Raw genomic sequence first — 11,034 nt, 5'->3', positions numbered from 1 at the left:
CACCATCCCCGGGAGTCCACCATGACCGCACCCCGCCTCCAGCTCCTCCCCGCCGTCGACGTCGCCGACGGCCAGGCCGTCCGCCTGGTCCAGGGCGAGGCCGGCAGCGAGACCCACTACGGCGCCCCTGCGGACGCCGCGCGCACCTTCGCCGAGGCCGGCGCCGAATGGCTGCACCTCGTGGACCTCGATGCCGCCTTCGGACGCGGCTCCAACCGTGAGCTGCTCGCCGACGTCGTTGCCTCCGTGGACATCGCCGTCGAGCTCTCCGGCGGGATCCGCGACGACGCCTCGCTCGCGGCCGCGCTCGCCACCGGCTGCCGGCGCGTCAACCTCGGCACCGCGGCCCTCGAGGACCCCGCATGGACGGCGCGCGTGATCGCCGAGCACGGCGACCGGATCGCCGTGGGGCTCGACGTGCGCGGCACCACCTTGGCCGCACGCGGATGGACCCAGGAGGGCGGCGACCTGTGGGAGACCCTCGCCCGCCTCGACGAGGCCGGCTGCGTGCGCTACGTCGTCACCGACGTCACCAAGGACGGCACCCTGCGCGGACCCAATCTCGACCTCCTGCGCGAGGTCGCCGCGCGCACCGACGCCGCCGTCGTGGCCTCCGGCGGCGTCTCGACGCTGCAGGACCTCGCCGAGCTGCGCGCCCTGGTGCCCGAGGGCGTCGAGGGCGCGATCGTCGGCAAGGCGCTGTACGCCGGCGCGTTCACCCTCTCCGAGGCGCTCGACGTCGCCGGTCGCCCGTGACCTCGCCCGACCACCACGACGAGGCCCCTCGCGCGCACGACCCCCGCCCGCAGGCGCCCCGCCCGCAGGATCCGGGGCTCGCGCTGCCGGCGCACTTCCGGGAGAAGGATCCGCTGACAGACACCGCCGGGGTCTCCTGGGCGGGTCGGGACTACACGGTGAGCCCGTATCCCACGGACGACGGCGCGACCCCGCCCGCTCTCGCCGCCGCGCTCGCCGCGGTCCGCGCCGGCGAGGACCCGGATCGACGAGCCCTCGTGGCGGCGCTCGCCTCCGTCCGGGTGCTCGTCCCGATCATGGCGACCTCGACCGAACGGGGCGAGACCGCCCACGGACTTCAGGGCGACAACGGCGCCGACATGGCCATGGTCTCGATCAGCGCACCCGACGGGACACGCACCCTCCCCGTCTTCTCCTCGGTCGCCGCGCTCGCGTCCTGGCAGGCACAGGCGCGCCCCGTCCCCGTCGTCACCGCCCAGGCGGCCCAGGCGGCCGTCCAGGAGGGATGCACGGCGCTCGTGCTGGACCCCGGGCCGGACGCGATCCTCCTGCAGCGCTCGATCCTGTGGGCGCTCGGGCAGGGGCGCGCCTGGATCCCCCCGCACGAGGACCCGGAGGTGATCGGCGAGCTCGCCGCCCTCGCCGAGTCCGTGCCGGGTGTCCTCTCCCTCGTGCCGCGCCCCGATCCCGCCCGGGAGGTGGACCTGCGGGCGCATCTGGTGCCGGGCCTGACCCCGGAGCAGGTCCGGCAGATCCTCGCGGTCCTCGGCGCGGCCCTGTCCCGGTCACAGCTCGTGGCCGAACGGGTGAGCTCGATGAAGATCTCCCTCGAGGGCTGACGTCCGGTGCTCGCGACCTATCGGGCGGTGCTGAGCTCGCCGGGGGTCGCCCCCGTCATGCTGCTGGGCTTCCTGGCCCGCATCCCCTTCTCGACCCTCGGTCTGCTGCTGACGCTGCACACCGTCCTGACGCTGCACCAGACGTACCTGGCCGCCGGGCTCGTGGTCGCCGCCTCGACCCTGGGCACCGCGATCTCCTCGCCCTGGCGGGGCCGCCTGGTGGATCGGCGCGGGCAGCGGCGGGCGGTGCTGCCCGCCGTCGTCGTCCAGAGCGCGACGCTCATCGCGGCCGGGTTCGTGCCGTTCTGGGGCTTCGTGGCGCTGGCCTTCCTGGGCGGGCTCTTCGCGCTGCCGGTGTTCTCGGTGGTGCGGACCTCGCTGTCGGTGCTCGTGCCCGCCACGATGCGTCGCAGCGTCTTCGCCCTGGACGCCGTCGTCACCGAGATCGTCTTCATGATCGGCCCGGCCGCGGTGAGCGTCCTCGCGCTCGGCATCGGCACCCGCGAGTCCCTGATCGTCGTCGGGGCGTGCGTCGCCCTGGCCGGGATCGGGCTCATGATCGCGAACCCGCCCACGCGCAGCGAGCAGGTGGTCCTGCCTGCGCGGCTGCCTGCGCCCCTGCGGGCGATGGAGGAGGGCGCCCTGGTCCGGACCGAGCAGATCGGGGACGTGCGGCGCGGTGAGGACCTCTCCACCGGCGCGATCCCCGTCGTGGCGCCCTCGGACCGCGCGGCCGTGCGCGCCGCGCTCCTGAGCCTGGGCGGGATCGCGGTCCTCGTCGCGACGGCGACGTCCAACCTCATCGTGACCGCCACCGACGTCACCCTCGTGGCGATGCTGAACGCCCGGGACGCCGCGTCGATGATCGGGCCGGTCGTCGCGATCTGGTGCCTCGGCTCCGCGGTGGGGGGCCTTGTCTACGGCACGATCCGGCGGCAGTTCCCCTCGCTGTGGGTGGTCGGGGCGCTGGGGCTCGTGACCATCCCGATCGCGCTCGCGGACTCGGTGCCCATGATCATGGCCGCCGTGCTCCTGGCAGGTCTCGCGTGCGCGCCCTCGATCACGGCGACGGGGGAGGAGCTGTCCCACCGCGTGCCCGAGTCGGCACGCGGAGAGGCGATGGGCTGGCACGGCAGCGCCCTGACCGTCGGCGGAGCGGTCGGCGCGCCGACGATCGGGGCGGTCATCGACGGCGCCGGCCCCGCCTGGGGGATCGCGGTCGCAGGCGGGCTGGGACTGCTCGTCGCAGCACTGGGACTGGGCATGCGGTCCGTGCGGCGCAGGCGTGTGCGTCGGCGCTGGCAGGACGTGGGATCCGTCAGCCCGTGACGCGGCCGGTCCACTTCTCGCCGGGCCCCTCGCCCGGGGCGTCCGGGAACGGGAGGGCCTCGGCGAAGGCCAGCTGCAGGGTGCGCAGCCCGTCGCGCAGCGAGCGGGCGTGGTCGCCTCCCACCTCGGGGGAGGCCGCGGTGACGAGCCCCGCCAGGGCCGTGATGAGCTTGCGCGCCTCGGCGAGATCCTGGTGGTGCTCGGCCTCCTCATCCTCGCCGAGACCGATCTTGACGGCGGCGGCGCTCATGAGGTGCACGGTGGCGGTCGTGATGATCTCGACGGCGGAGACCTCGGAGATGTCGCGGGATGCCGCGGCCGCCTCGGGGTCCACGGACCCGTGGACATGGTCGTCCGGCGCGCCGGTGGGGACCGGGCCGTCCTCGTCGGCGGCGTGGGGTGCGAGGTGCTCGTGCGTGCTCATCGTGTCCTTCGAGTTCGGTGACGGGGATCGGGGCCGTGCGGTCGAGGTCGGTGCGGGGCGCCGGGGTGGGATCACCCGAGCGGCAGGGTACCGGTGGTGCCGCCGTGGGAGACGGGCAGGGTGATCCGCCCCTCCTGGGGCACCGATCCGATGGGCACGTCGTAGACGAGGACCGCCTGCGCGGACTTCCCGGGGGAGATGATCATGGTGCTCTCGCTGCTGCTGAGGTAGGCATCGGAGGCCTTGGCGTCGGCAGGATGGGCGACGCCATCGGTCGTCACGAGATCCATCGAGCGATTCCAGGCGATCGCGCGGTCCGAGCTGTTCTCCACGGTCAGGACGATCGCGATGAACTCCCCGGACTCGGGCGTGACGCGCGTGCGGGTGTCCCCGACGGCGGGCAGAGCCGTCTCCATCGACGTGACGCCGACACGGATGCCGGCGATCTCGACGGAGCTCGACGGGACGCTCGCCGAGGGAGCTGCGGTCCCGGACGCCGCAGGTGCCTCGTCGCCCGGGGACAGCACCCGGGCCACCAGGAAGATCCCGGCCCCGGCGAGGGCGAGGACCACCACGAGGGCGCCGATGCCGAGACCCAGGAGAAGCCCGCGCGGACGCCGCCCCTGATCGGGCACGGCGAGGCGATCGGCGCGCCGACGGCGGGGATCGGCCTCGCCGTCCGGTCTCTCGAACCCCGCGGGCAGCGGCCGGATCGCGGCGGAGGCGGTGAGGGCGTCCCGGGACGTGGTCGTGCGGGGCGACGTCGGCGTCGCGCCGGTGGGTCCGTCGTTCCCGAGACCCTCGCCGTCTCCGGTCGCGCGAGGATCCGGATCGGCCCCGTAGTCGTAGCCGTAGTCGTGACCCTGCGCGGGATGCTCGGATCCCGACGGGTCGGTCCCGAGCTCGTCGGTCTCCCGTCGATCGGACGCGTGCCGAACGGCCTCGCGGGGATCTGGCCTCGGGGCCTCCCGGTGCCCGCCGCCGCCGTGGTCGCCGGCTCCGTCGGGCGCGTCAGGGCTGTCGCTCGGTCGCATGGCAACTCCTCGGGACGGCTGTGGGGTGTCTCGGACCGGTCGGTCGTGCCTGTCGTGCGGGGGGACGCGCAGCGCCCGTCGCCGTTGGCCCGACCCCGTGACAGCTCGCGATGCAGGTCACGCGGCCGCACCTTGTCGAGCGGCTCCCGCCTGGTAGGATAGACGACCGGAGCACGACGTCTCACGCCGTTCCCGCCGCGTCCGCGGTCCTCGCCAGAGGTCCAGGAGATCCCGGAGCAGTCCGGGCACCCCGGTCCCTGTCCGAGCCGATGGACACGAAGCATCATCTCGTCCAAGTGGAGGCCCTCTCCCACCTCGTGACGGATCACCCGCCTTGGCGGAGCGATCGGAGTCACCGGGTCAGTATGGTCGACGCGCACCGCGCGTCGCCGTGCGACGCCTTGCGTCACCGGGCCTCCGCCGTCGGCGGGGGCCTTCTTCGTGTGCGGTCCGGATGCGGGACAGCGTGTGCGTCGTATCAACAGAGGTGAGGAGCCACCATCAGCGAACAGCGAATCAACGGCCAGATCAGGGTGCCCAAGGTCCTTCTGGTCGGCCCCGCCGGCGAGCAGGTCGGCATCGTGAGAGTCGAGGACGCCCTGCGGCTGGCCGCCGAGGCGGATCTCGATCTGGTCGAGGTCGCACCGGGCGCCAACCCGCCCGTGTGCCGTCTCATGGATTACGGCAAGTACAAGTACGAAGCCAACATGAAGGCGCGCGAGTCGCGGAAGAACCAGATCAACACGGTCCAGAAGGAGATCCGGATGGGCCTGAAGATCGACACCCACGACTACGAGACCAAGCGTCGCAACGTCGAGAAGTTCCTGCAGGGCGGCGACAAGGTGAAGGTCATCATCCGTTTCCGCGGTCGCGAGCAGTCGCGTCCGGAGATGGGGATCAAGCTGCTGGGCCGCATGGCCGAGGACGTCGCCGAGTACGGCTTCGTCGAGTCCCACCCGCGCCAGGACGGCCGCAACATGGTCATGGTCTTCGGGCCGACCAAGAAGAAGGCCCAGGCGCGTGCCGAGGCCCGCAAGCGCAAGAGCGACGCCGAGAAGGCCGAGCAGCGGGCCGATGACACCACCGCACCCACGGACACCACCGCCCCCGCGGCCGAGCCCACGGGCGAGAGCACCCCGGCCTGACCCGACGGTCGGACCGGGACATCCACGAAGGAGAAGGCAGATGCCGAAGAACAAGACCCACTCGGGCACCAAGAAGCGCGTCCGGGTGACCGGATCGGGCAAGCTCATGCGCGAGAAGGTGAACGCCCGCCACCTGCTCGAGCACAAGTCCTCGAAGCGCAAGCGCCGCCTGGGCTCGGACACGACGGTGTCCAAGGCCGACAGCAAGAAGATCAAGCGCCTTCTCGGCCGCTGATCCGCCCTGCGGGAGCCGTGCTCCTGCGCCCGACATCACCCATCGAAGGAGAATCACGTGGCACGCGTGAAGCGGGCGGTCAACGCCCATAAGAAGCGTCGAGAGATCCTCGAGCAGGCCAGCGGCTACCGGGGACAGCGCTCGCGTCTGTACCGCAAGGCCAAGGAGCAGACGCTCCATTCCGCGACGTACAACTACCGCGACCGCAAGGCGCGCAAGGGCGACTTCCGTCGTCTCTGGATCCAGCGGATCAACGCCGCGTCCCGCGCCAACGGCCTCACCTACAACCGCCTCATCCAGGGCCTGGCCCTGGCAGGCGTCGGGGTCGACCGTCGCATGCTGGCCGAGCTCGCCGTGAACGACGCCCCGGCCTTCGCCGCGATCGTCGAGGTCGCCAAGGGCGCCCTCCCCGCGGACGTCAACGCCCCCGCAGCCTGACCTGCGCATCACCTCGCCGATGACGCGCGGAGAACGCCCGGAGACCGAGCCGATCACCTCACCCCGTTCCGACCGGGTGCGGAGGATCGCCTCCCTCTCCGGGCGTTCCGCACGTCGGCGCACCGGAGCGTTCCGGGTGGAGGGGCCCCAGGCCGTCCGCTCCCTGCTCTCCGAGCGCCCCGCCCAGCTGCGGGAGCTGTTCTGGACCGAGGGTGCCGTGGCCGCCCACCCCGAGCTCGGCGAGCGCGCCCGCGCGGCAGGCATCGCCCCGCGTGTGGTGCAGGACGACGTCCTGCGGGCGATGGTCCGCGGCGGCGAGGAGACCGGTGAGCTCCCCGCACCCCAGGGCGTCCTCGCAGTCGCCGTCCCGGATGCCCGGACCTGGGAGTCAGCCCTTGCGGAGCTGCCCCGGGACGCTCCCGTCACGGTGGTCGTGCTCGACGAGCTCCGCGACCCCGGGAACGTGGGCACGGTCATCCGCACCGCGGACGCCTCCGGCGCCGACCTCGTGATCCTGTCGACCGGCTGCGCGGACCCGTATGCCCCCAAGGTCGTGCGCTCCAGCGCCGGGAGCCTGTTCCACCTGCCCGTCGTCACCGGCGCCCCCCTGCCGGAGCTGCTGACCGCCCTGGCCGCCGCGGGGATCCGCACGGCCGCCACGAGCGGCCGCGCCGACGCCGACGTCTATACGGCCGAGCTTCCCGGACGCCTGGCCTGGATCCTGGGCAACGAGGCGCACGGCGTCTCCGCGGAGACCCTCGGCGCCGCCGACCTCACGCTGCGGATCCCGCTCGCGGGACGCGCCGAGTCCCTCAACGTCGCGATCGCCGCGACGGTGTGCCTCTTCGAGACGATGCGCCGCCGCGCGGCGAACCTCGCACCGTGACGCTGGACCGCTCCCGCACCGCCGAGGAGGCGTCGACCCCCGTGCCCGATCCGGGCCTGCCCCCGCGCCGTCGCGGTCCGCTCCTGGTGGCCGCCGCCGTCGTGCTCGCCGCCGTCGTCGCGCTGCTCGCGACGCTGAGCACCGGCGCCCTCGCGCCCGACACCCTCGTGCCGACCTCCGCACTGGTCACCTGGGGCACCCCGATCGCGCGCGCCCTGCACCACGGAGCGCTGCTGGGGACCATCGGCGCCGCCTGGATCGTCGTCCTCCTCCTGCCGCCCGCGCGGCGCGAGGACGGCACGCGGCTGCGCGGCCCCCGAGCCCGCCTCGCGCGCCTCGCGGGAGTCTGCGCGGCGGTCTGGGCGGGCGCGAGCCTGACCCTCATGCTGCTCGGAGCCGACGAGGCCGCAGGTGCCGGCTCCGGCGCCGATCTGCTGGCGATCGCCCTGTCGACCGAGCTCGGGCGGATCCAGCTCGGCGTCGCGATCGCCGCGGGCCTGGCCGCCCTCCTGCTCCTTGTCGCGCGCTCGACGACTTTCGCGGCGTGGGGACTCGCCACCGCCATGTTCGGCGTGCTCCTGCTGGGCTTCGCGGGCCATGCCGGCGCCAGCATCGACCACACCAACGCCGTCAACGCCATGGCCCTGCACCTGGCCGGCATGGCGATCTGGGGCGGACCCCTGCTGGTCATGCTGTGCTGCCCGCGGGTGATCGGGGACTCGATGCCCGTCGTCGTCCGCCGGTTCTCACCGTGGGCGCTCGCGGGCATCGTGGCGCTCGCCATCTCCGGCCTGGTCAACGCCTCGATCCGGCTCGACGGGATCGGCGAGCTCGTCACCACGCCCTACGGCCGCCTCGTGGCGCTCAAGGCCGTGGGGCTGACCGCGATCGCCGTGCTCGGTGCCGTGCAGCGTCGTCGCCTGGGCGACCGGCTGCGGTTCCGGCACCTCGCGCTGACGGAGGCGGTGCTGCTGGCCGCGGTCGTGGGCCTGTCGATCGGCCTGTCCCGCAGCGCCCCACCCGTGCCGCAGACCGTGCCCGCCGTGGGGGAGCTGCGGATCCTCGCGCTCGTGGGGCACCTGCCCCCGGCGCGTCCCTTCGGCCTCGCGACGCTGTTCACCCAGTTCGAGCCCGACTGGATCGCGACGGCGATCGCTGCCGCCTTCGCGGGTCTCTACCTCGCCGGCGTCGTGCGGCTGACCCGACGCGGGGACCGCTGGTCGCTCGCCCGGACGATCCCCTTCGTGCTGGGCTGCGTGGCCCTGTGGTGGGTCACCAGCGGCGGCGCCGCCGCCTGGGGCCGGTTCCGCTTCGACGCCCACATGGTCCAGCACATGGCGCTCATGATGATCGTGCCGCCGCTGTGGGTGCTCGGCGCCCCGGTGACGCTGATGTCCCGGGCGCTCGCGCCCCGCACCGACGGCTCCCGGGGCATCCGCGAATGGGTGCTCGCGGCCCTGCATTCGCGGTACAGCCGGATCGTGTCCTTCCCACCGGTCGCCGGCGCGATCTTCGCGGGCTCCCTCGTGGTCTTCTACTTCACGCCGCTGTTCGAGCTCGCGATGCGCGAGCATGCCGGGCACGTCCTGATGACCGTCCACTTCCTGCTCGCGGGCTATCTGTTCGCGTGGGTGCTGATCGGTGTGGATCCCGCACCGAAGCCTCTGAACCCCGCGCTCAAGCTCGTCATGCTGCTCATCACCCTGTCCTTCCACGCCTTCTTCGGCGTGGCAGTGGTCAGCGCGACCTGGATCCTCGGAGCCGGATGGTTCGAGCAGCTGGGCATGTACGGACCCGAGCAGCTCGAGCTGATCCAGCGCCGTGGCGGCTCGATCATGTGGGGCGTCTCGGAGATCCCCACGCTCTTCTACGCGATCATCCTGGCGGTGATGTGGACCCGCAGCGACGACCGCCTCGCGCGGCAGTACGACCGCAAGGCGGCCCGCGACGGGGACGCGGACCTCACCGCGTACAACGCGTACCTGCGCTCGCTGCGCGGGGACCAGGGACCGACGAAGGACGACGGGGATCGGCCCCGGACCGACTGACCGCGAGGCCTCCGGACCCCGCTCTCGCGAGGCCCGGAGGTCCGGGATCTCAGAGCCAGTCGCCCCGAGCGCGCTCCCGCTCCGCGCCGATCGTCGTGTCCGGGCCGTGGCCCGTGTGGACCACGGTCTCGGGCGCCAGGGTGAACAGCCGCTCGCGGATCGAGTCCTCGATGGTCTCCCGCGAGCTGAACGACCGGCCCGTCGCGCCGGGCCCGCCCTCGAACAGGGTGTCGCCGCTGAAGAGGACGCCGAGGTCCGGCACGAGATAGCAGGTCGAACCGGGGGAGTGCCCGGGCGTGGCGATCGCGAGGATCTCGGTCCCCGCGACGACGAACTCGTCGCCGTCGGCGACGTCGCCGTCCCACTCCAGGTCCCCGTGCGTCAGCGACCAGACCTCACGGTCCTCCGGGCTCAGCAGGATCGGTGCCTCGAGCGCGGCCGACAGCTCCGGGGCGAAGCGCACGTGGTCGTCGTGGGCGTGGGTCAGCAGGATCGCGAGGCACTCGCGGCCTGCGACCAGCCGCTCCACCGTGGCGACGTCGTGCGGCGCGTCGAACACGACGCAGGTCGCGTCGTCCCCGAGCACCCACACGTTGTTCTCCACCTCGTGGGTCTCCCCGTCGAGGGAGAACGTGCCGGTCGTGGTCGCGTGGTCCACCCGCACCGTCCCGCGCGGTGCGGGGAGCTCCGGCAGCCCGGTGTCCTCGGGATCCGGTGTGCGGTCGTATCCCGCGCTCATCGGGTCACCGCCACGGTGCGCAGCGTCTCGCCCTCGTGGAGGCTCGACAGGGCGTCCTCGACACCGTCGAGCCCCACGGTCCCGGTCACGAACCGCTGCAGCGGCAGGCGGCCCTGGAGGTAGAGGTCCACGAGGTAGGGGAAGTCGCGCTCGGGCAGGCAGTCGCCGTACCAGGAGGACTTCAGCGCTCCGCCGCGGCCGAACACGTCGAGCAGCGGGAGGGTGATGTCCACGCCGGGACGCGGCACGCCCACGAGGACCACCCGCCCGGCGAGATCCCGGGCCTCGAAGGCCGCCCGGTACGTCTGGGGGATCCCGACGGCGTCGATCACGACGTCCGCGCCGAAGCCGCCGGTGAGCTCGCGGACCTTCTCGGCCACCTGCTCGGGCTCCAGGCCCTTCGTGTCCAGGACGTCGGTCGCCCCGAGGTCCGTCGCGGCGGGCAGCTTCTTGGCGTCGATGTCGCAGGCGATGATCCTCGTGGCGCCGGCGAGGCGGGCACCGGCGACCGCGGCGCAGCCCACGCCGCCCAGGCCGAGCACCGCGACCGACTCGCCACGCTGGACCAGACCGGTGTTGATGGCCGCGCCGAGGCCGGCCATCACACCGCAGCCCAGCAGGCCCGCGACCTCGGGAGGCGCCTCCTCGGAGACCCGCGTGCACTGCTTCTCGTGGACCAGGGTCTTGTCGGCGAACGCGCCGATCCCGAGCGCGGGGGTCAGCTCGGTGCCATCGGTGAGCGTCATCTTCTGCGAGGCGTTGTGGGTATCGAAGCAGTACTGCGGGACGCCCTTGCGGCAGGCGCGGCACTCCCCGCACACGGCGCGCCAGTTCAGCACCACGTAGTCGCCGACGGCGACGTGCGTGACGGCGTACCCGACGACCGAGACCCGGCCCGCGGCCTCATGGCCCAGCAGGAACGGGAAGTCGTCGGTGATCCCGCCGTCGCGGTAGGCGAGGTCGGTGTGGCAGACCCCGCAGGCCTCCACGTCGACGATCACGTCGTGGGGGCCGGGGTCGGGGATGACGATGTCGACGAGCTCGGCGGGCTGGGACTCGGCGCGGGCGATGACGCCGCGGACGGTCGTGGGCATGGAGGTGGCTCCTTGAGGTCGGGGGCGGGTTCGAGCGTACCGACCCCAGGCCAGCGTCGGACCATGT

12 protein-coding genes are annotated in these 11,034 nt (G+C 73.2%); 8 read left to right on the top strand and 4 right to left on the bottom strand.

Translation table 11 applies throughout. The features are described from left to right. The first annotated feature begins 21 nt into the window (after positions 1–21). The 3 genes from priA to ACT3TZ_RS10035 are packed head-to-tail and all read left to right on the top strand — an operon-like array spanning position 22 to position 2,924. Positions 22–756 carry a bifunctional 1-(5-phosphoribosyl)-5-((5-phosphoribosylamino)methylideneamino)imidazole-4-carboxamide isomerase/phosphoribosylanthranilate isomerase PriA gene (priA, locus tag ACT3TZ_RS10045; RefSeq protein WP_444583277.1) on the top strand — a complete coding sequence of 245 codons (735 nt, stop codon included), beginning with the start codon at positions 22–24 and terminating at the stop codon, positions 754–756. After that, a complete protein-coding gene (locus ACT3TZ_RS10040) occupies positions 753–1,595 on the top strand; it encodes an SseB family protein (RefSeq protein WP_444583276.1) in 843 nt (280 codons plus the stop codon). The genes priA and ACT3TZ_RS10040 overlap by 4 nt, the downstream gene beginning before the upstream one ends. A 6-nt stretch (positions 1,596–1,601) precedes the next feature. Further along, a complete protein-coding gene (locus ACT3TZ_RS10035; RefSeq protein ID WP_444583275.1) occupies positions 1,602–2,924 on the top strand; it encodes an MFS transporter in 1,323 nt (440 codons plus the stop codon). Here the strand turns inward: ACT3TZ_RS10035 and ACT3TZ_RS10030 are convergent. Then, a complete protein-coding gene (locus ACT3TZ_RS10030; RefSeq protein WP_444583274.1) occupies positions 2,914–3,348 on the bottom strand; it encodes a DUF1844 domain-containing protein in 435 nt (144 codons plus the stop codon). The two genes, ACT3TZ_RS10035 and ACT3TZ_RS10030, sit on opposite strands and share 11 nt — an antisense overlap. Positions 3,349–3,419: 71 nt before the next feature. Next, complete coding sequence (locus tag ACT3TZ_RS10025) at positions 3,420–4,382, bottom strand: DUF4352 domain-containing protein (RefSeq protein WP_444583273.1); 963 nt, start codon at positions 4,380–4,382, stop codon at positions 3,420–3,422. A 533-nt stretch (positions 4,383–4,915) separates the two neighbouring features. Here ACT3TZ_RS10025 and infC point away from each other — a divergent pair. From infC to ACT3TZ_RS10000, 5 genes are read left to right on the top strand one after another with little or no spacing between them, the layout of a single operon-like run. Next, positions 4,916–5,527, top strand: a complete 612-nt coding sequence (gene infC / locus ACT3TZ_RS10020; RefSeq protein WP_444583272.1) for a translation initiation factor IF-3 — start codon at positions 4,916–4,918, stop codon at positions 5,525–5,527. Positions 5,528–5,567: 40 nt separating this feature from the next. Further along, positions 5,568–5,762, top strand: a complete 195-nt coding sequence (gene rpmI / locus ACT3TZ_RS10015; protein ID WP_444583271.1) for a 50S ribosomal protein L35 — start codon at positions 5,568–5,570, stop codon at positions 5,760–5,762. 57 nt (positions 5,763–5,819) lie between these two features. Next, the gene (rplT, locus tag ACT3TZ_RS10010) at positions 5,820–6,200 is read left to right on the top strand and encodes a 50S ribosomal protein L20 (protein ID WP_444583270.1); all 381 of its coding nucleotides are present in this window, start codon (positions 5,820–5,822) and stop codon (positions 6,198–6,200) included. 19 nt (positions 6,201–6,219) lie between these two features. Further along, entirely contained in the window at positions 6,220–7,086 is an 867-nt protein-coding gene (locus ACT3TZ_RS10005; RefSeq protein ID WP_444583269.1) for a TrmH family RNA methyltransferase, read from the top strand. Beyond that, positions 7,083–9,134 carry a cytochrome c oxidase assembly protein gene (locus tag ACT3TZ_RS10000; protein WP_444583268.1) on the top strand — a complete coding sequence of 684 codons (2,052 nt, stop codon included), beginning with the start codon at positions 7,083–7,085 and terminating at the stop codon, positions 9,132–9,134. The genes ACT3TZ_RS10005 and ACT3TZ_RS10000 overlap by 4 nt, the downstream gene beginning before the upstream one ends. A 49-nt stretch (positions 9,135–9,183) precedes the next feature. Here the strand turns inward: ACT3TZ_RS10000 and ACT3TZ_RS09995 are convergent, their stop codons facing one another. After that, positions 9,184–9,873: an MBL fold metallo-hydrolase gene (locus ACT3TZ_RS09995; protein ID WP_444583267.1), complete on the bottom strand. Its 690-nt coding sequence runs from the start codon at positions 9,871–9,873 to the stop codon at positions 9,184–9,186. Beyond that, entirely contained in the window at positions 9,870–10,967 is a 1,098-nt protein-coding gene (locus ACT3TZ_RS09990; protein ID WP_444583266.1) for an S-(hydroxymethyl)mycothiol dehydrogenase, read from the bottom strand. The genes ACT3TZ_RS09995 and ACT3TZ_RS09990 overlap by 4 nt, the downstream gene beginning before the upstream one ends. Positions 10,968–11,034 lie beyond the last annotated feature (67 nt).

This window comes from Brachybacterium sp. AOP25-B2-12, assembly GCF_052378625.1.
Classification (GTDB): domain Bacteria; phylum Actinomycetota; class Actinomycetes; order Actinomycetales; family Dermabacteraceae; genus Brachybacterium.
The sequence above is the reverse complement of the archived record's forward strand: the minus strand, read 5'-3'. Positions and strand labels throughout refer to the sequence as shown.

What these genes read in the sequence shown, in the direction of transcription:
- ACT3TZ_RS10005 (WP_444583269.1), top strand. Translation starts at nt 6,220, where the DNA reads ATGACGCGCGGAGAACGCCCGGAGACCGAGCCGATCACCTCACCCCGT.
- ACT3TZ_RS09995 (WP_444583267.1), bottom strand. Translation starts at nt 9,873, where the DNA reads ATGAGCGCGGGATACGACCGCACACCGGATCCCGAGGACACCGGGCTG.
- ACT3TZ_RS10030 (WP_444583274.1), bottom strand. Translation starts at nt 3,348, where the DNA reads ATGAGCACGCACGAGCACCTCGCACCCCACGCCGCCGACGAGGACGGC.
- ACT3TZ_RS10025 (WP_444583273.1), bottom strand. Translation starts at nt 4,382, where the DNA reads ATGCGACCGAGCGACAGCCCTGACGCGCCCGACGGAGCCGGCGACCAC.
- rpmI (WP_444583271.1), top strand. Translation starts at nt 5,568, where the DNA reads ATGCCGAAGAACAAGACCCACTCGGGCACCAAGAAGCGCGTCCGGGTG.
- priA (WP_444583277.1), top strand. Translation starts at nt 22, where the DNA reads ATGACCGCACCCCGCCTCCAGCTCCTCCCCGCCGTCGACGTCGCCGAC.
- ACT3TZ_RS09990 (WP_444583266.1), bottom strand. Translation starts at nt 10,967, where the DNA reads ATGCCCACGACCGTCCGCGGCGTCATCGCCCGCGCCGAGTCCCAGCCC.